We start from the raw sequence: 18080 nt of genomic DNA, 5'->3' as shown, positions 1-18080 counted from the left end.
GGGTATCAACTAAATCTGGCGTTGATTTTTGGCACGCTGTTGAGTTCTCAAGGAACGGTCGCTTCCTTCGTACTCACCCTCTCGGGCTTTCCTCCAGGCTTCCCTTCGGTGTTTCCGACTCTATCAGATCTTTCCGACCCGATTTCCTCGGCGCTTTCCAGGTCTTCGCTTTCACGTTTCCGCGCTGCGTTTTCCTTTCCGGCGGTCCAAACTCTAGCAGGGTTTTTCCGTGTCTCTGACCAGTCGGTCGCAAGCATGCGAGAACTGATCCCGAGATAGGATCTGACGAGTTTGGATGCTGCCGAGGTTGAGCGCGCTGTCGCGCCGCCCCGTCTCAGGCAGGACGACGATACTACACAGGTTCCGGCTGCGACGCAAACCCTTGAGGTTGGTGGTCTAGACCACTAGCTGCTAACTTCTCTGAGGAACCGCCACTACCCCACCCTCCGGGAGGCTTCCCATGACCACCGTGACGTCCCCGCTCGCCGGACGCGCCATCGGACTGGCCGGCGTGCCAGATCCGGTCTTCTCCGGGGCCATGGTCGGTCCCGGTACCGCGATCGACCCCGTGCGTGAGCCCTCCGAGGTCGTGTCCCCCGTGGACGGCGTAGTCGTCTCCCTGCACCCGCACGCCTTCGTGGTGGTCGACGAGAACGGGCACGGGGTGCTGGTACACCTCGGCATCGACACGGTCCAGCTCAATGGTGAGGGCTTCGAGCTGCTGGTGAACAAGGGGGACACCGTGGCGCGCGGCCAGGCCGTCGTGCGCTGGGACCCCGCAGCGGTCGAGGCGGCCGGCAAGTCCCCCGTCTGCCCCGTCGTCGCGCTCGATGCCACGGCCGAGTCCCTCGCCGAGCTGCGGGAGAGCGGCGATGTGAAGACCGGCGACAGTCTCTTCTCCTGGTCCTGATCTCCTTGTTCTGACGGCAGGGCCGTCCGACGGCATGTACGACAACCAAGGCGGCGGGGGCCGCCGCTTGAGCGGAGACGGTGAGATGGAGACAACGCTGCGAGGCGTCGGTGTGAGTCACGGTGTGGCGATCGGCGAGGTCCGGCACATGGGTACGGCGGCGCTCGAACCACCGGCCAAACAGATCCCGGCGCAGGACGCGGAGCGCGAGCAGGGCCGTGCGCGGCAGGCCGTGGACGCCGTGGCCGCCGACCTGACGGCGCGCGGCAACCTGGCGGGCGGCGAGGCGCAGGCCGTGCTTGAGGCCCAGGCGCTGATGGCCCAGGACCCCGAGCTGATGGCCGACGTGGACCGGCGGATCGTCGCGGGCAGCACCGCCGAGCGCGCGGTGTACGACGCGTTCGCGTCCTACCGCGAGCTGCTTGCCAACGCGGGTGAGTACCTGGCCGGGCGGGTGGCGGACCTCGACGACGTGCGGAACCGTATCGTGGCGCGGCTGCTGGGGGTGCCGATGCCGGGTGTGCCGGACAGCGACCACCCCTATGTACTGGTGGCCCGTGATCTGGCGCCGGCCGACACCGCGCTGCTGGACCCGGCGCTGGTGCTCGGCTTCGTGACCGAGGAGGGCGGGCCGACCAGCCACAGTGCCATCCTGGCGCGGGCGCTCGGGGTCCCGGCCGTGGTCGCGCTGCCGGGTGCGGGTGAGCTGGCCGAAGGCACGGTGATCGCTGTCGACGGCAGCTCGGGCGACATCTTCGTGAACCCGACCGAGGAGACGACGGCCCGGCTGGAGTCGGCCGCCGCCGAGCGTAAGGCCGCGCTGGCCGCGTCGAGCGGTCCCGGTCTGACGGCTGACGGGCACAAGGTGCCGCTGCTGGCGAACATCGGTGGTCCGGCGGACGTACCGGCCGCGCTGGAGGCCGGGGCCGAGGGTGTCGGGCTGTTCCGTACCGAGTTCCTGTTCCTGGACGACAGCGAGGCCGCGCCGTCCGAGGAGAAGCAGGTGACGGCCTACCGGCAGGTGCTGGAGGCGTTCCCCGAGGGCCGGGTCGTGGTGCGGGTGCTGGACGCGGGTGCGGATAAACCGCTGGAGTTCCTCACCCCCGCGGACGAGCCGAACCCGGCGCTCGGTGTGCGGGGTCTGCGGACGCTGCTCGATCATCCGGAGGTGCTGAGTACGCAGCTGACCGCGCTGGCGAAGGCCGCCGAGGGGCTGCCGGTGCACCTTGAGGTCATGGCGCCCATGGTGGCGGACCGCGCCGACGCCAAGGCGTTCGCGGACGCCTGCCGTGAGGCGGGGCTGCGGGCGAAGTACGGCGCGATGGTGGAGATCCCGTCGGCGGCGCTGCGGGCGCGGTCGATCCTGCGGGAGGTCGAGTTCCTGTCGCTGGGTACCAACGACCTCGCGCAGTACACGTTCGCGGCGGACCGGCAGGTGGGTGCGGTGTCGCGGCTCCAGGACCCGTGGCAGCCCGCGCTGCTCGACCTGGTCGCGCTGTCCGCCGAGGCGGCGAAGGCCGAGGGCAAGAGCTGCGGGGTCTGCGGTGAGGCCGCGTCCGACCCGCTGCTGGCGTGTGTGCTGACAGGTCTGGGTGTCACCTCCTTGTCGATGGGTGCGGCGTCGATCCCCTATGTGCGGGCGACGCTGGCGAAGCACACGGTGGCGCAGTGCGAGCGGGCGGCGGCCGCGGCGCGCGGCGCGGACAGTGCCGACGAGGCGCGGGCGGCGGCTCAGGCGGTGCTGTCCGGCGAGTAGCCGGTTCCGCGCGGACGTGGGTGTTCGTGGTGGTCAGGGGCGTCCCGTCCTTCCGGTGGGGCGCCCCTGGCGTGTTTCAGTGGTGGTGTCCCCCCGCCGGGTCGTCGGTGTCATCGGTGACGTCGGGGGCGGCGCGGTAGTCGACGCCTGATTCGGGGGCGATGAGGTCGCCGGTGTCGATGTCGGTGCAGTAGGCGTCGAAGACCTCGGAGGCGGTGAGCGGCTGGAGGTGTCCGGCGCGCAGGCGCCAGCCGTGGACGCGGTCGGGGCGGTCCGGTGCGCTGACCCGGATGACGAGGCCGCCGGGGCTGCGGGTGGCGAGGCCGAGGGCGAGGACGCTGGTGAACTCGAGTGCCTCTGCCTGGTCCGGTTCGGCGGTGCCGTGGGCGTCCGCGTCGGCGTGGAGGACGGCGACGAGGGTCTCGGGTGGGCCGGCGATGCTGCAGACGAGGTGCTGGGCGCCGGGTGGCGCGGTCTCCAGGACGCGGGCGAGGAGGGCGGAGGCGCGGATGAAGGCGGCGCGCCCGATGTCCTCACCGCAGGTGGCGCAGGGTCCGAGGCGGGTCAGGAGGGTGGTGGCGTACTCCCAGGTGGCCTGGCGGACGGCTTCGCCGACGAGGGCGGGCAGGAGGGCGGTGAGGGGTTCGCCGTCGTAGGGGATGGTGGGGCCGAGGGCCGCGAGTTCGGCGGTGAAGCGGCTGCGGCTGGCGGGTGCCTCGGGGTCGATGCCCGTGGCGGTGCAGAACTCCGCGTACTCGTCGGGGTCGAAGAGGGCGAGGGCGGTGTGGCTGCCCTGGGCGGCGCGGGATTTGAGGACGGCTTCCAGCTGGCGCAGATAGGTCGCGTGGTCGTCGAAGGTGAAGCTGCGGTAGCGCCGCATGGCGCGGAAGTCGTGTTCGTCGGTGAGCAGGCCGACGGTGCCCGCGATCTCGCGGCGCAGGACGCGTCGCATGGTCTGGTGGTCGGTGTGCGCCATGGTTTCCCCCTGTGTGCGCTGTCGATCAATGCTCACTCACGGTAACCGGGGGTACTGACAACGGGGCTGGGCGGAGGCGGTCGCGGACCAGGCGGTGCTGGATTCCGCAGGTCAGGGCGATGGCAGGGTGAAAAGGGTGGCCGAGGCGGTGAGCAGGCAGGTCGCGCGGATCGCGTCGCCGGTGGCGGACAGGGTCATGGTGAGGCCGCCCAGGGCGAAGGCGGCGGAGAGCGGTACGAGGAGGCGGCGGCTGGCTTCGGTGGTGGTGCCGAGCGGGCCAGGGGCACCTGGATGCGACGACGAGGACGCTGTTGAGTACGAGCAGCAGGGGTGCGAGGCCGTGGGGGTCGCCCGGGGTGTGGGCGACCCAGAGCGGCAGGCCGATCTTGAAGTAGGTGTCGTCCAGGAAGAGGACGGTCTCGGTGCCGACGTTGGCGAGGTGGGTGCGGTCGCGCCAGGGGGTGCAGGGGCGCGGCGAGTCGGCCGTGGTCAACGGGCTGCGTTCGCGCGGCTGGTGGGTGGCGGCCGGGGCTCGTTTCCGGCCGGCCTCGGGGCAGGGCGTGCGGATCACGACGACGGAGCTGGGACCGCCGGAGGCGGCGCGGCTGGCCTCGGACTTCGCGGCCGTGCTGGGCGAGTCCGAGGCCACCTACGGGGGCTGAGGCGGGATCAGGCGCGGTCGCGGGCGAGGCGCTCGTAGAAGCCGAGCAGGGTGAGGTCGTCGATGGAGCCCGGGTTGACCGCCTTCTCCAGCGGGGTGCCCTGGAGGAGGCGTTTGACCGGGACCTCGATGCGCTTGCCGGTGAGGGTGTGCGGGACGCCGGGGACCTCAATGATCTCGTCCGGGATGTGCCGGGGTGAGAGCTGTTCGCGGATGGTCTTCCTGACGCGGTCCCGGAGGGCGTCGTCCAGGACCGCGCCGGGGGCGAGGTGCACGAAGAGGGGCATCCAGTAGCCGCCGTCGGGCTGTTCGACGCCGATGACCAGGGATTCCCTGATCTCCGGCAGGCGCTCGACGACCTCGTAGATGTCGGCGGAGCCCATGCGGACGCCCTGGCGGTTGAGGGTGGAGTCGGAGCGGCCGTGGATGATCACCGAGCCGCGTGCGGTGAGGGTGATCCAGTCACCGTGCCGCCAGACGCCGGGGTAGGTGTCGAAGTAGCTCTCGCGGTAGCGGCTGCCGTCGGGGTCGTTCCAGAAGCGGATCGGCATGGAGGGCATGGGGTTGGTGACGACCAGCTCGCCCACCTCGTCCACCAGAGGCTTGCCGCCGGGGTCCCAGGACTGGAGGTCGGTGCCGAGGCCGGCGGCCTGGAGTTCGCCGGTGTACACGGGCAGGGTGGGCACGGCTCCGGCGAAGCAGGAGCAGACGTCGGTGCCGCCGCTGACGGAGGCGATCCACAGGTCGTCGCGGACCTCGTCGTGCAGCCAGCGGAAGCCGTCCGGGGGCAGCGGGGAGCCGGTGGTGGCGACGCACTGGACCGTGGCGAGGTCGAAGTCGCGGGCCGGGTGGACGCCCGCCTTGCGGCAGGCCATGACATAGGCGGCCGAGGTGCCGTAGAGGGTGGTGCCGGTGCGTTCGGCGACGCGCCACTGGGCGCCGGTGTCCGGGTAGCCGGGGCTGCCGTCGTACAGGACGATCGTGGTGCCGGTGAGCAGGCCGGAGACGAGGAAGTTCCACATCATCCAGCCGGTCGAGGTGTACCAGAAGAAACGGTCTTCCGGGCCGAGGTCGCAGTGCAGACCGAGCTGCTTCAGGTGTTCGACGAGGATGCCGCCCTGGGACTGGACGATGGCCTTGGGCAGGCCGGTCGTGCCGGAGGAGTAGAGGACCCACAGGGGGTGGCCGAAGGGTACCTGTTCGAAGACGGGCTCGGTGTCGCCGGCCGTCAGCTCCGCCCAGCCGAGGGCGCCCTCGGGGGCCTCCGTGCCGAGCAGCGGGATGTGCACGACCGCGCGCAGGGTGGGCAGTTCGCGGCGGAGTTCGGCGACGGTGTCGCGGCGGTCGTGCTCCTTGCCGCCGTAGCGGTAGCCGTCGACGGTGAACAGGACGACGGGCTCGACCTGCTGGAAGCGGTCCAGGACGCTGCGGGCGCCGAAGTCGGGCGCGCAGGAGGTCCACACGGCGCCGACGGCGGCCGTGGCGAGCAGGGCGGCGACCGCCTCGGGGATGTTGGGCAGGTAGCCGCTGACCCGGTCGCCGGGGCGGACGCCGAGGTCGCGCAGACGGGCGGCCAGCGCGCCGACCTGGCGGCGCAGCTCGGCCCAGGTCACCGGGCGCGGCTCGTGGCTCTCGTCGACGTACAGCAGTGCCGGCTCGTCGGCGCGGTCGGCGGCGGCGCGCAGGGCGTGCTCGGCGTAGTTGAGGGTGGCGCCGGGGAACCACTGGGCGCCGGGCATGGTCTGGTCGCCGAGCACGCGCGCGTAGGGCGTCGAGAAACGGACGTCGAACCACTGGGTGACGGCGGCCCAGAAGTCCTCCGGCTCGGTGACGGACCACCGGTGCAGGGCCGGGTAGCCGCCGTCGGCGGGGGCGCCGTGGTGCTCGGCGGCCCATGCCTGGAACCGGGTGATGCGGGCGCGGGCGATCCGCTCGTCGGTGGGCTGCCAGAGCGGCTGCGGCTGCGCGGTGGACATGATTGCGGCTCCCGGACTGTACGCGTCGTTGCGTCGTCCGCACACGGCCTGGTGGGTGCGCGGGACAGGGCTGACACGGACGATGCCATGTGATCGACTTCGGCACCAGGGCAGGTCCCGCAGCGTGCGTGTGTCAACGATGTGGTCCCACCACGGTGAACGGCAGTTGAACGGCACACACGCGTGGCGCGGACAGTGGCAGGGTGAACAACATGGACGGTCGTGACCTGGTGCGTTCGTGGGGTGGGGCCGGCGCGGAGCGCGCCGGGCGCGGGATACGGGCGGTGCGGGCCGCCTGGCACCGCAGGCGCAGCGACGCCGCGGGGCTGCCGCCCCGGGGCGCGGAGCGGGCGCGGACGCCCGGTGAGGTGCGGGGCGCGGAGCCGGGGCCCGGTGGCGGGGTGGTCCGGTTCGCGCGCTCGGAGCTGCGGATCGTGGTGGCGGTCGGCGGGGCGGTGTTCCTCGGCTGGGACGGGGCGGGGCCGGAGCCTTCGTACGCGCTGGCCGGCGGTGCGCCCGAGGTCGATCCCCGGGCGGTGCTGGAGCCGCACCAGGACGGCGGCTGGCGGGTGGTGGCCGAGCGGCTGACGGTGGTGGTGTCCCGGCGCGGCGCGGTGGAGGTGTGCACGCCCGGTGGGCTGGTGCTGCGCCGGGAGCTGCCGCCGCGCTGGTGGGAGCCCGTGAGCGGGGGTACGGCACGCTGGACGCAGCGGGCCGAGGTGGCGGCGGACGCGCGGTTCTTCGGTCTGGGCGGGCGGACGTCGGGGCCCCGGCTGCGGGACGGCGCGTACCGGCTGTGGAACGGCGGCGCGGCACCGCTCGCCGTGCCGGTGCTGCTGGTGGTGGCGGACGCCTCGGCGCATCTGGTCTTCCATGACACCACCTGGGACGGGGCGGTGGTGCTACGGGAGGGCGAGGAGGGTGCCGGTTCCGGGCACGACCGGGCCGGGCGCTGCGAGGTGCGGATGGACGGGGGGCCGCTGCGCCGCTGGGTGATCGTGGGCACCCCCGCGCGCGTGCTCAACGCCTGGGTGTCACTGACCGGCGCGCCCGCGCTGCCGCCCGCGTGGGCGCTGGGACACCAGCACGCGCGGGACTTCGCGGACGAGCAGGAGGTGCGCGAGACCGTCGCGGGGTACCAGGAGCGCGATCTGCCGCTGGACGCCCTGCACCTGGACGCCGGCCATCAGGACGGCGGGCGGGCGTTCACCGTCGACCAGGACCGTTTCCCCAAGTTGGCGGTCCTCGCGGAGGAGCTGCGCCAGGACGGGGTGCGGCTGGTGTCGGCGGTCGACGCGGCGGTGCGGGTGGTGCCGGGGGACGCGGTGTACGAGGGCGGTTCGGCCGTGGACGCGTTCGTGCGGGACGCGTCGGGGCGGACGGTACGGGGTGAGGGGCGGGCCGGGGAGTCGGTGTTCCCGGACCTCACGCACGCGCGGGCGCGCGCGTGGTGGGGCGGGCTCTACGGGGAGCGGCTGGAGCAGGGCTTCGCCGGGTTCTGGCACGGCGCCCACGAGCCGCCCGCGCGGGGCGCGTTCGGGGAGCCATGGCTGCCGCGCTCGGCCCGGCACGCCCTGGAGGGGCGCGGCGGCGACCACCGGGAGGCGCACAACGTGGCCGCGCTGTGCATGGCGCGGGCCGCGTACGAGGGGCTGCGCGGACTCTCGCCCGGGGAGCGGCCCTTCGTGCTCTCCCGGTCCGGCTGGGCGGGCTCGCAGCGGTACGGGGGTGTGTGGGCGGGGGACGCGGGGACGGGCTGGCCGGGGCTGAGGGCGTCGCTGTCCGTGGTGCTCGGGCTGGGGCTGTGCGGGGTGCCGTACGCGGGGACGGACATCGGCGGCCTCGGCGGTGATCCGTCGCCGGAGCTGTATCTGCGGTGGTTCCAGCTGGGCGCGTATCTGCCGATGTTCCGCACACGCACGGGCGCGCGCGAGGGGCGGGAGCCGTGGGAGTTCGGGTCGGGGGTGCTGGAGCACGCGCGCGGGGCGCTGCTGGAACGGCGCCGCCTGTCGCCGTACTTCGTGACGCTGGCGCACCTGGCCCGCTGGACGGGGTCGCCCTGGGTGCGGCCGTTGTGGTGGGGGGCGCCGGAGGACAGGGCGCTGCGGGACTGCGAGGACGCGTTCCTGCTGGGTGACAGCATGCTGGTGGCGCCCGTACTGGACCCCGGCACCGAGCGGCGGGCGGTGCGGCTGCCTCGGGGGCGCTGGTACGACACGGTGACGGAGCGGGCGTACGAAGGTCCGGGGCAGGTGCTGGTGGACGCTCCTCGGGCGCGGATTCCGGTGCTCGCGCGCGCGGGTGCCGTCGTTCCGGTGCGGGGGGCGGACGGCGCCCCGGAACTGGAGGTGTGGGCGCCCGCGCCGGGGCGGGCCGGGGGCGGGCTGGTGGTGCCGGACGCGGGGGAAGGCTGGGCCGTGGCGGAGATCGAGCGGTACGTCGCCCGCCGGGACGGCACGCGCGTGGTCGTCACCCGGGAGCGGGAGGGCGGCGCCGTCGAGCCGTCCCGGCCGGTACGGGTGCGGGGGCTCGGCGGGGCCGCCCGAGGTCAGTAGCGGCCCTCGAACCAGGCGCGGACGGCCAGGGTGTGCAGGGGGAAGGCGAGTTCCCCGGGGCCGCGGAGCAGGTGCCAGCCCTCGGTCTCGTCGGTGGCGGCGGAGGCCGGGAGGTCGTCGGCCGGGCGTTCCGGGAGGAGCCCGAAGAGGAGCAGATGGCCGTTGGGGGAGCTCATGGCGTCCACCAGGCGCAGATCGCGGGCCTCGGCCTCGATGCCGGTCTCCTCGCGCAGTTCGCGGACGGCTGCGTGCTTCCAGTCCTCTCGGTCGTCGATGAAGCCGCCCGGCAGGGCGACGCCGCCGAGCCGCGGGGCGACGGTCCGGGTGATGACGACCAGGGCGGCGCCGTGGGTGTCGTACACGGGCTGGAGCACGACGGCCACCGGCAGGGGGTTGCGGTAGGCGGTGGTGCCGCAGGCGGGGCAGGTGCGCGGCCAGCCGGAGACGCCGTCCCCGTAGGGCGCTCCGCAGCTCGAACAGTGGGTACCGGGGCCGGAGTTGGCGGCCGGCTGCTGAATCTCGGACACGCGCGGACTGTAGCCGATCCCGGCGGGTGTGTCGCGTGGTGCGCAGGGGGCGGGCGCCCTCCGGGTCAGGTGGCGAGGGCCCGCCGGCGTTCGGCGGCCAGCTCCATGGCGTGCTGGACGACCCCGATCAGCACGGCCTTGACCGACTCCCGGTCGCGGGCGTCGGTCAGCAGCACCGGCACCTCCGGGTCGAGGTCGAGCGCCTTGCGGACCGACTCCACCGGGTAACTGGCCGCTCCCTCGAAGCAGTTGACGCCAACGACGAACGGGATGGAGCGCCGCTCGAAGTAGTCGACGGCGGCGAAGCAGTCCCCCAGGCGCCGGGTGTCGGCGAGCACGACCGCGCCGAGGGCGCCCTCGGACAGCTCGTCCCACATGAACCAGAACCGTTCCTGGCCGGGCGTGCCGAACAGATAGAGCACCAGGTCGGCGCGGAGCGTGATGCGGCCGAAGTCCATGGCCACGGTAGTGGTGCGCTTGCCCTCGACGCCGTCGATGTCGTCCACGGGCCGCCCGGCCTCGGTGAGCATCTCCTCGGTGCGCAGCGGCCGGATCTCGCTGACCGCGCCGACCAGGGTGGTCTTGCCGACGCCGAACCCCCCGGCCACCAGGATCTTGAGTGTGACGGGCTCGACGGGGGGCTTGCCGCGTTCAGCTCGTCGCTCGAAGACCATCGCTCGCTTCTCCTGCTCGGTGGGGCTCGTTGGGGCTCGGTGGATGGGGTGCCGGGATCGGGCGGTGGCGTGCCGTAGCCGCCGCCACCGGGGGTCTCGACGACGAGTACGTCGCCGGGTACGACATCGGCCGAGCCGCCGGCGCCCAGGTCGGTGACCGTGCCGTCGGCGTGCTCGACCCGGTTGGCGCCGAGGGCGCCGGGTGCGCCGCCCGCCATACCGTACGGGGGGACGCGGCGGTGCTGGGAGAGGGCGGAGACCGTCATCGGCGCCGGGGGAGCCCCCCTCGTCCGACCCAGAACTCCCGGCCTGTCATCTCTCCACCTCGCTTCCGCGCCGGTCACAGCGCCCGGAGGCCGTCGATCACATCGCGCAGGACACTCTCGTCCGGCAGTTCGGCAGGAGGCACCGGACGCGTCACATGGACGAGTCCGGCGTCCACGAGGTCGCCGATCAGGACGCGTACCACGCCCACGGGGAGGTCGAGTCCGGCGGCGAGTTCGGCGACCGACTGGGGTTCGTCCCGGCAGAGCCCGACGATCTCCACATGCTCCGGGCCCAGCGTCGGGTCCTCCTCGGGGTCGCCGGCGTCCGGTTCGGTGACGACGACCGCGATCAGGTCGAGGACGTGCTGCCCGGGGCTGCTGGTGCGGCCCCGTGTCATGGCGTACGGGCGGACCACGGGGCCCGCCTCGTCGTCGAACCAGTGCCCGCTGCTCTGACCCTCTCCGCTCATGTCTTGACGACTACCCGCCCGCGGGCGAGTCGCTGCGCGGGGCGCTGCCCAGGTGGACGCCGACCCGCTTGACCAGCAGCGTCATCTCGTAGGCGACCTGGCCGATGTCGGAGTCGGCGTCGGAGAACACGGCGAGGCAGCTGCCGTCACCGGCCGCGGTCACGAAGAGGAAGGCGTCGTCCAGTTCGACCACGGTCTGCCGGACGCTGCCCGCGTCGAAGTGCCGGCCCACACCCTTGGCGAGGCTGTGGAAGCCGGACGCCACGGCGGCCAGGTGTTCGCTGTCCTCCCTGGTCAGGTCCGTGGACACGCCCATGGCGAGGCCGTCGCCGGACAGGACCACGGCCTTGCGGATGCTGGCGACCCGGTCGACCAGGTCGTCCAGGAGCCAGTTCAGCTCCTTCTTCTTGCTGTCCGTGTGGCCGGTCGTGTTCGGTGCGGTCATCGACCGTCTCCCTCAGTCGTTCCTGGTGCTGTGCCGCTGTGGGCTCGGTCGCCCTCAGCGTTCTCCTCACGGCCGCGCTCCCAGCCGCGCTGGAGCGAGGCCATCCGGGAGCGGACCTCGTCCGCGTCGCGTACGGCGGGCTCGGAGGTGTTCTCGGTACGCCGGTCGGGGTCGTGCCGCAGCTGCGGCGCCAGGTTGGCCTGGCGTACCCGCCTGGGCAGCGGGGCGCTGCCGTCGGGCGCCGCGTCGACGGGGCCGGGGATGCTCCGGGAGGCCGCCGAGCTGATCGGGTCCGGGGTGCCCCGGGTCGGCCGGGGCCGGCGCGGGAGTTCCGGCGCCGCCGGGCCGGGGCCGGCGGACGGGGGCTCGGTCTGCTCGGCGGTGGCGGTCCGGGCCGTCCGGGGGGTGGGACGCCTGCCGGAGTCGCCGCGGCGGCGGGTGGGCAGCGGAGGCGGCCCGTCGGGGTCGGCGCCGAAGGCCGCGACGTGCGGGGTGACGGCCTCGCCGTGCGAGCTGACCAGCTTCGGCGGCTCGCGCCGCGGTGGCGGGACGAGAGCGGCGGGCGCGTCGGCGGCGGGGTCCAGGGCGTCGGCGGGGGCGAGGCGGCGGGCGCGGAAGATGCCGCCCAGTTCGCTGTCGTCGTCCCCCAGGGCGCCGGGGAAGTCCGGGAAGTCCAGGGCGGAGGTCTTCAGGGCCCGGCGGTCCTTGGCGGCGCCCAGCTCGGCCGGGTGGTCGTCCTCCGGGCGCGCGACGGACCCGGTCCGGGCGGCTCCGTGTTCCCTGCTTCGTTCGGTCTCCTTGGAGAGGTCGCCGAGGCGGATGCCGATGCCGTTGGTGTCGGGGGCCTCGTCGGTCAGCAGCGCGTCCGGGATGAGGACGACGGCGGTGGTGCCGCCGTACGGGGAGGGCTGGAGGGACACGCGTACGTGCTGGCGCCGGGCGAGGCGGCTGACCACGAACAGGCCGAGCCGGTCGGTGTCGGACAGCTGGAACTCGGGGGTCTCGGCGAGCAGCAGGTTGGCGTCGAGCAGTGCCTCGGCGGTCATGCCGAGGCCGCGGTCGTGGATCTCCAGGGCGAAACCGTTGGCGACCCGCTCGCCGACCACGTGCACGACGGTGTGCGGGGGCGAGAACAGGGTGGCGTTCTCCAGCAGTTCGGCCACCAGGTGGGTGAGGTCGGAGACGGCCGGGCCGATGACGGCCTCGCGGGGCAGCCGGCGCACCTGGACGCGCTCGTAGTCCTCCACCTCGGCGACGGAGGCACGGACGACGTCCATGAGCCGTACCGGGCGGCGCCACTGCCGTGAGGGTGCGGCGCCGGAGAGGATCACCAGGCCCTCGGCGTGCCGGCGCATACGGGTGGTGAGGTGGTCGAGCCGGAAGAGGTCGGCGAGTTCGTCGGTGTCCTCGGTGCGGCGTTCCATGGTGTCCAGCAGGGTGAGCTGTTTGTGCAGGAGGACCTGGCTGCGGCGGGCGAGGTTGACGAACACCTCGGAGACACCGGCACGCAGCTCGGACTGCTTGACTGCGGCTTCCACGGCGGCCCGCTGGAGGGTGTTGAGGGCGCGGCCGACCTCGCCGATCTCGTTCTGGTCGTACTCCGGGTGGGGTACCTCGCTCTCCACATCGACCGGTTCGCCCGCGGAGAGGCGGCGCATCACATGGGGCAGCCGTACCGCGGACGCCTCATGCGCCTCCGTCCGCAGCACCTTCAGGTCGCGGATGAGGCGGCGGCCGACGCGCACGGACAGCACGAGGGAGACGAGGAGGGCCGCGAGACCGAGGACGCCGGCGACGGCGGCCTTGGCGACGACGCCGTAGGCGACGGGCCGTACCCGGTCCCGGAAGCGGGAACCGGCCTGGTCGTCCATGGTGGCGAGGTCCCCGAGGACGCCTCCGGCGACGGCGTGCCAGCTGGCGGTGGTGACACCGCGCGGGATGCCGGCGCCGGTGTCGACGACCTCGCGCTCCGCCGTCCGCAGGGGTGCGGTGGCGGCGTTGCGCCAGTAGCTCTCGTACCGGTCGCGTTCGGCGGCGGGCAGCAGGGGGAGGCTGACGTCGTAGAGCAGGGTGCGCTGGGCGACGAGGTCGGAGATCTCGCGGGCCTCCTCGCGGGAGAGGCTGCCGACCACCAGCGCGGAGCCGAGCAGCGCGTCCTCGCGGGAGAGGAGTTCGCGGGCACGGCCGGTGTTGACGAGGGCTCCGGCCTGCTTGTCCATCTCCACGTCGTCGACGCCGCCGACCGCGGCGACCAGGGCGTAGCAGGGGTCGACCAGGCGGTTGTAGAGGTCGAGGGCCCCGGCGCGGGTGACGGAACGCTCCTCGACGCCGCGGCGCAGGGCCCTGAGGCCGCCGAGGGCGTCGAGCGCGGTGGTGAGGCGTTCGCCGCCCTCGCCGCGGAGCGCGTCGCGGGTCCTCGGGTCGCGGGCGTTGGCGCGGAGGGTGGCGAGGGCACGGTCGGTGGCGGTGCGGGAGCGGCGCAGCGTGGTCAGGGCGTCGGCGGCGCGCGGGTCGGCGAGGTAGACGAGGCTCTGCCGTCGCTCGCGCTGGAGGTCGCGGACGGCGTCCTCGGTGGGCTGGCCGATGTCCTTCACGGCGCGGCCGACGCGCAGCAGCCGGGCGACCTCGCTTCCCGTGAGCACGGTGGCGAAGCCCCAGACCACGGTCAGGGACACCAGCGGCACGAGAAGCAGCGCCACGATCTTCCGGCGGATCGACTTCCCGCGAAACCGCATGGCCTCCCCCAGCTCGACCCCGTCGGTCGGGGCACGTGTGTCCGACTCGGGACGGCGCGAGCCTACTACCGCCTCACGGGTCGTTCGAAGGCGCGTCTGATACGTGAACTCCCTTTGAAGGAACGAGAGATGGCGAGTTGTCAGGGCATTGGGGGAGATTGCGGCCGGAGAGGGAGGCGTCCGGGGGAAGCGGGCCGTGACAGTACGGACACCGGATGGCCGAAAATTTTCGCAAGTCGGGAATCTTCGAGACGCCCCGTTCGTCGTTCACCTGGGGAGACGGGGACGGAATCGGCCATTGCAGCCGCATCCTTCGCCCCGGCCGCGTAAAACAGCGCAAGCCGGGCAGCCACTGGGGAGCCGGGGCCTTCGGGTCCCGGGGCGAGCGGTGTGCCGGCGGTGGGGAGTGACACGGTGATGGGCACGGCGGAGCGGCGCGGAGCGCCCGAGGCGAGCGTGGCGGAGCGTCCGGCGCGGATTCCGGGCCGGGCGGGCCCGGAGCGCGGGATACCGGCGCGCACGCCGCGCGGCGGGAGAGCCGGCGGCCTTTCGGCGTACCGGGCGCTGTGGGTGGAGGAGCCCGCGCGGCGGCGCCGGCTGGCGGACCCCGTGCGTACGGCCGCGGTGCGGGCGGTGCTGATCATCGCGGTGACTCTGGTCCAGGCGATGGTGGCGTTCCTGTGCGCGCTGGCCGGGTCCTGGGCCGCGTTCCCCATGGTGATCAGCAGCGTGACGAGCACGGTGGTGGCGACCTGGGCCGTGGTCGACGTATGGGTGACCCGGCAGGTGTGGAACCAGCGGTACGGAGTGGTCTCCGAGCCCAGCAGCACGGCCCGCCGGCTGCGCCGGGAGCGCCGGGCGGCGCGGCGGCGTGAGCGGACGGCGCGGCGGGACCAGGCGCGGATAACCGGCCGGAGCGGCGCGAAGCGGCTGTCCCACCCCTGAGCGCTGACGGGGGCGCGGCTGCTGCGATTGCGGGCGGCGGCTTCGCGCCCTCCGGTTCGTCCAGCGGCACCGCACGGGCGTCCTGGTCGAGCATCGTGGAGACTCCCGCGGCCCATGTGCGGTTGAACGGGGGCGAGGGGGAACCGCGCGTCCGGGCGGCAGCTCCCCCACCACCCGCTATGACACGCCCGACGGCCGCTTGTACATCCGGGTCGCGGTGATCTCGCTGCGCACCGCGTCACCCGCCTGCCGTTGCTGCGGCAGGCCGGGCCGGAGGTGCTCCTCCACGCTGATGTACTTCAGCCCGGCCCGGAGGTCGGCGTCGTTGCGCAGCCGGATGACGAGGGGGAACTCGGCGAGCGCGGTGGTGTCGAACAGGCCGGTCGTGTAGAGCAGTTGGACACCGAGCGCGTCGGACACCGCCCGCTGGAGTTCCAGCAGGTAGGTGGCGTTGGCTCGGCCGATCGGGTTGTCGAGGAACAGCGTGCCGGCGTGCCGCTGCTTGTCGCGGCCCCGGTCGTTGGAGCGCAGGGCGGCCATCGTGCAGTACAGCGCGATGGCGGCGGTGAGCAGTTGGCCGCCGGAGAACACGTCGCCCATCTGGCCGACGGGGACCCGTTCGGCGCGCAGTACCGCGTCCGGCTTGAGGATCTCCACCGCGACGCCCCTGGGCTGGAGCGCTGCCGCGACCCCGCGCAGCAGCAGGGACATGCCGTCCCGGCGCAGATCGGAGTTCTTCTTGACGGCGGCGCGGGTGGCGTCGTCGATGACCTCGCCGAGGCGCTCGGTGAGGGTGGCCTGGTCGGGCTCCTCGAAGCGGATGCGGAGGAACTCCTGCCCGGACCACTCGCCGAGCCCCTCGGGCAGCCGGGAGAGCCGCTGGGCGGAGCGGAGCGTGGCGAGGGAGGACTCGACCAGCCCCCGGAGCCGGTCCACGATCGAGTCGCGGTTGCGTTCCAGCTGGGCCAGCTCGTCGGTGAGGACGCGCAGCCGGGGCGCGAAGGCGTCGGCCCACTTCTGGGCGTGCTCGGGGAGCGCGGCGGCGGGCAGTTCGCGGATCTGCTGGCGGGCCGGGGTGCGGACCTGCTCGTAGCGGGTGGAGTTGGCGTGCCGGACCAGGATGTCGCTCGCCTCGCGGACGGCGGTGTCGGCGGCGGCGAGGTCGGCGGCGCAGCCGCGCAGCGAGCGGCGGGCCTCGGCGGCGGACTGCCGGGCCTCCTCCAGGGTGCCGGGGTACGGCTCGGGGTCCTCCCGCTCGTCCCCCTCGTCCTGGGCGGCCGGTTCGCGCAGCAGGTCGCGGAGCATCGCCGCGACCTCGTCGAAGCCTCCGGCGCTGTCCTCGGCGGCGCGGTGGGCCCGCTGGAGTTCGGTGTGGGCCTCGCGGGCCTCGGTCAGCGCCTCGGTGCGGGTGGCGAGTTCGGCGGTGGCGGTGCGCAGCAGGGTCTGGGCGTGCCCGGCGTCGCGCGGCCGGCGGTCCTCGGGCAGCTCGGTGTGCGCCTCGCCCTCCTCGGGGGCGTGCCGCTCGGCCTCGCCGCGCAGCCTGCCGAGTTGCTCGCTCGCGGTCGACATACGGGTCTCCAGCAGCTGCACCAGTTCCTCGGCGCGGGCGGCGGCCGACTGCCGGGAGGGGCCGTCGGAGCCGTCGGGCGACTGGAGGAGCTGTTCGGCGCGGGTGCGGACCTTGTTGCTGAGCCGGTCCAGGTCGGCGCGGGCGGCGCTCTCGTCGCTCTCGGCGCGGGCCTGTTCGGCGCGCAGGTCGGCGCCGACGCCGACCTTCTCGTACAGATGGGAGGCGGCCCGGTACGCCTCGCGGAGCGCGGGCAGGGACGGCTTCGGGGCGCCGGTGTCAGGCGCCTCGGGCACGTCGTCGGGGGCGCCCGCGATCTCGGCGCGTTCGGCGCGCAGGGCGCGGGCGGTGCGGCGGGCGTCGTCGGCGCCGCGCTGGGTGGCGCGGCGGTCCTCGTCGGCGGCGCGGGCGCGCTCCAGGCAGGACTGGGTACGGGCCTCGGACTCGGCGGCGTCGTCGGCGAGTTCGCGGAGCTTGACCTGCCAGGTGGCGCGTTCGCGCAGCCGGTGCGCGAGTCCGGCGAGGGCGTCGGCGACGCGGCTGGCGCGCTGGGCGGCCTCCTGGCGTTCGTCGCGCAGCCGGGTGGCCTCGGCGGCGGTCTCCTCGGCCTCGGCGCGTGCGGTGCGGGCCTCGGTGAGTTCGGCCTCGGTCTCGTCGGCGAAGGCGCGGGCCTCCTCGGCGCCGGCGGCGAGTTCGACGATGTGTCCGGCGGGGCAGCCGGTGCGCCAGGAGGCGAGGCGGGCGGCGAGTTCGCGGTCCTTGCCGAGGCGGGCGGCGAGCGCCCGGATCTCGTCGTCGCGTTCGGTGGTCCGGGCGCGCAGGGCCTGGCGTTCCTCGTCGGCGGCGTGTTCGTCGTGCATGGCCGGGTTCGGCGGCACGAGAAAGACGTCGGTGGGCTGCGCCTCGGCGGCGGGGGCCGGGGCGAGGAGCGCGGCGGCGGTGCCGACGGCGACGGCGGAGCGGGGCAGCAGGGCCGCCTCGCCGAGGGCCTCGCGGGCGCGGGCGTGGGTGTCGGGGTCGGTGATGATCACACCGTCGACCAGTTCGGGGCGGGTGGTGAGTACGCGCGCGTGGTCGGCGGGGTCGACGGCCTGGGCGAGGTAGCGCCAGCCGGGCAGCGCGGGGATGCCGTGCTCGCCCAGGTACTCCACGGTGGCCAGCACGTCGGGGCCGGGCGGCAGCAGGCCGCCGTCGCCGAGGGCGGCGAGGATGCGGGTGTCGTCGGCGGCGGCGGTGCGCAGGTCGAACAGGGTGCGCTCGGCGGCGGACACGGCGTCGTCGAGCAGGCCGCGCAGTTCGTCGGCGACGCGGTCCAGCTCCTCGGCGGTGAGCGGGCCCTCCTCGGTGGCGCTGTCGCCTACGGGCTCGACCGTGTCGGTGCCGTCGCGCGGGGCGGGGATGGCGGAGCGGGAGGTCCCTGCGGCGGGCAGGCCGAGCAGTTCCGCGAGGCGTTCCTCGGCGGCCAGCGCCTGCGCGAGCCGGCGCTCGGCGTCGTGGGCGCGTTCGGCGGCGGTGGCGGCGTCCGCCGCGCGGGCGGCGGTCAGTTCGGCGCGGGACTCGGCGGCGGCCGTCTCGCGGGCGTGCTCGACGGCCGCGCGGGCCGCCTCGCGGGCGGTG

The 18080-nt window shown here is 74.1% G+C and carries 13 protein-coding genes and 2 pseudogenes; 6 read left to right on the top strand and 9 right to left on the bottom strand.

Annotated features, from left to right (window positions below; genetic code table 11):
• The 3 genes from ACFWN1_RS22605 to ptsP form a co-directional block, all read left to right on the top strand.
• Nucleotides 1–279: hypothetical protein (locus ACFWN1_RS22605; RefSeq protein ID WP_384364727.1), on the top strand; the 279-nt coding region annotated here is incomplete at its 5' end.
• Nucleotides 280–460: 181 nt separating this feature from the next.
• Nucleotides 461–910 (top strand): PTS glucose transporter subunit IIA, encoded by a 450-nt coding sequence (locus ACFWN1_RS22600; RefSeq protein WP_384364724.1) that lies wholly within the window; start codon nt 461–463, stop codon nt 908–910.
• 85 nt (nt 911–995) lie between these two features.
• Nucleotides 996–2666 carry a phosphoenolpyruvate--protein phosphotransferase gene (gene ptsP / locus ACFWN1_RS22595; RefSeq protein ID WP_384364721.1) on the top strand — a complete coding sequence of 557 codons (1671 nt, stop codon included), beginning with the start codon at nt 996–998 and terminating at the stop codon, nt 2664–2666.
• A 76-nt stretch (nt 2667–2742) separates the two neighbouring features.
• On the opposite strand, the gene ACFWN1_RS22590 is transcribed toward ptsP, so the two are convergent.
• Complete coding sequence (locus ACFWN1_RS22590) at nt 2743–3642, bottom strand: hypothetical protein (protein WP_384364718.1); 900 nt, start codon at nt 3640–3642, stop codon at nt 2743–2745.
• A 443-nt stretch (nt 3643–4085) separates the two neighbouring features.
• On the opposite strand from ACFWN1_RS22590, the gene ACFWN1_RS22585 reads away from it, so the two are divergent.
• Nucleotides 4086–4304, top strand: a complete 219-nt coding sequence (locus ACFWN1_RS22585; RefSeq protein ID WP_384364715.1) for a hypothetical protein — start codon at nt 4086–4088, stop codon at nt 4302–4304.
• Nucleotides 4305–4311: 7 nt separating this feature from the next.
• On the opposite strand, the gene ACFWN1_RS22580 is transcribed toward ACFWN1_RS22585, so the two are convergent.
• Nucleotides 4312–6279: an acetoacetate--CoA ligase gene (locus ACFWN1_RS22580; protein WP_384364712.1), complete on the bottom strand. Its 1968-nt coding sequence runs from the start codon at nt 6277–6279 to the stop codon at nt 4312–4314.
• Between the two features lie 212 nt (nt 6280–6491).
• Here ACFWN1_RS22580 and ACFWN1_RS22575 point away from each other — a divergent pair, with 212 nt between their 5' ends.
• Nucleotides 6492–8834, top strand: a complete 2343-nt coding sequence (locus tag ACFWN1_RS22575) for a glycoside hydrolase family 31 protein (protein WP_384364709.1) — start codon at nt 6492–6494, stop codon at nt 8832–8834.
• Here ACFWN1_RS22575 and ACFWN1_RS22570 read toward each other — a convergent pair.
• From ACFWN1_RS22570 to ACFWN1_RS22545, 6 genes and pseudogenes are all read right to left on the bottom strand, one after another.
• Complete coding sequence (locus tag ACFWN1_RS22570) at nt 8828–9361, bottom strand: NUDIX domain-containing protein (protein ID WP_384364705.1); 534 nt, start codon at nt 9359–9361, stop codon at nt 8828–8830. The genes ACFWN1_RS22575 and ACFWN1_RS22570 overlap by 7 nt on opposite strands.
• Before the next feature lie 65 nt (nt 9362–9426).
• Nucleotides 9427–10035 carry an ATP/GTP-binding protein gene (locus ACFWN1_RS22565; protein WP_384364702.1) on the bottom strand — a complete coding sequence of 203 codons (609 nt, stop codon included), beginning with the start codon at nt 10033–10035 and terminating at the stop codon, nt 9427–9429.
• 53 nt (nt 10036–10088) lie between these two features.
• Nucleotides 10089–10376 (bottom strand): annotated as a pseudogene (locus tag ACFWN1_RS22560) (hydantoinase B/oxoprolinase family protein); the annotation flags it as partial.
• Nucleotides 10376–10771: a DUF742 domain-containing protein gene (locus ACFWN1_RS22555; protein ID WP_384364699.1), complete on the bottom strand. Its 396-nt coding sequence runs from the start codon at nt 10769–10771 to the stop codon at nt 10376–10378. The gene ACFWN1_RS22555 and the pseudogene ACFWN1_RS22560, both read right to left, overlap by 1 nt.
• Nucleotides 10772–10781: 10 nt before the next feature.
• A complete protein-coding gene (locus ACFWN1_RS22550; protein ID WP_384364696.1) occupies nt 10782–11216 on the bottom strand; it encodes a roadblock/LC7 domain-containing protein in 435 nt (144 codons plus the stop codon).
• Nucleotides 11213–13951, bottom strand: a complete 2739-nt coding sequence (locus ACFWN1_RS22545; protein ID WP_384364693.1) for a nitrate- and nitrite sensing domain-containing protein — start codon at nt 13949–13951, stop codon at nt 11213–11215. The genes ACFWN1_RS22550 and ACFWN1_RS22545 overlap by 4 nt, the downstream gene beginning before the upstream one ends.
• Nucleotides 13952–14350: 399 nt before the next feature.
• Between ACFWN1_RS22545 and ACFWN1_RS22540 the strand changes: the two genes are divergently transcribed.
• A complete protein-coding gene (locus ACFWN1_RS22540) occupies nt 14351–14896 on the top strand; it encodes a hypothetical protein (protein WP_384364690.1) in 546 nt (181 codons plus the stop codon).
• 177 nt (nt 14897–15073) lie between these two features.
• On the opposite strand, the pseudogene ACFWN1_RS22535 reads toward ACFWN1_RS22540, so the two are convergent.
• Nucleotides 15074–18080: pseudogene (locus ACFWN1_RS22535) on the bottom strand (hypothetical protein); the annotation flags it as partial.

Source organism: Streptomyces sp. NPDC058459 (genome assembly GCF_042721685.1).
Classification (GTDB): Bacteria; Actinomycetota; Actinomycetes; order Streptomycetales; family Streptomycetaceae; genus Streptomyces.
This window is presented reverse-complemented; position numbering and strand designations above follow the sequence as displayed.

What these genes read in the sequence shown, in the direction of transcription:
- ACFWN1_RS22600 (WP_384364724.1), top strand. Translation starts at nt 461, where the DNA reads ATGACCACCGTGACGTCCCCGCTCGCCGGACGCGCCATCGGACTGGCC.
- ptsP (WP_384364721.1), top strand. Translation starts at nt 996, where the DNA reads ATGGAGACAACGCTGCGAGGCGTCGGTGTGAGTCACGGTGTGGCGATC.
- ACFWN1_RS22590 (WP_384364718.1), bottom strand. Translation starts at nt 3,642, where the DNA reads ATGGCGCACACCGACCACCAGACCATGCGACGCGTCCTGCGCCGCGAG.
- ACFWN1_RS22580 (WP_384364712.1), bottom strand. Translation starts at nt 6,279, where the DNA reads ATGTCCACCGCGCAGCCGCAGCCGCTCTGGCAGCCCACCGACGAGCGG.
- ACFWN1_RS22575 (WP_384364709.1), top strand. Translation starts at nt 6,492, where the DNA reads ATGGACGGTCGTGACCTGGTGCGTTCGTGGGGTGGGGCCGGCGCGGAG.
- ACFWN1_RS22565 (WP_384364702.1), bottom strand. Translation starts at nt 10,035, where the DNA reads ATGGTCTTCGAGCGACGAGCTGAACGCGGCAAGCCCCCCGTCGAGCCC.
- ACFWN1_RS22555 (WP_384364699.1), bottom strand. Translation starts at nt 10,771, where the DNA reads ATGAGCGGAGAGGGTCAGAGCAGCGGGCACTGGTTCGACGACGAGGCG.
- ACFWN1_RS22550 (WP_384364696.1), bottom strand. Translation starts at nt 11,216, where the DNA reads ATGACCGCACCGAACACGACCGGCCACACGGACAGCAAGAAGAAGGAG.
- ACFWN1_RS22545 (WP_384364693.1), bottom strand. Translation starts at nt 13,951, where the DNA reads ATGCGGTTTCGCGGGAAGTCGATCCGCCGGAAGATCGTGGCGCTGCTT.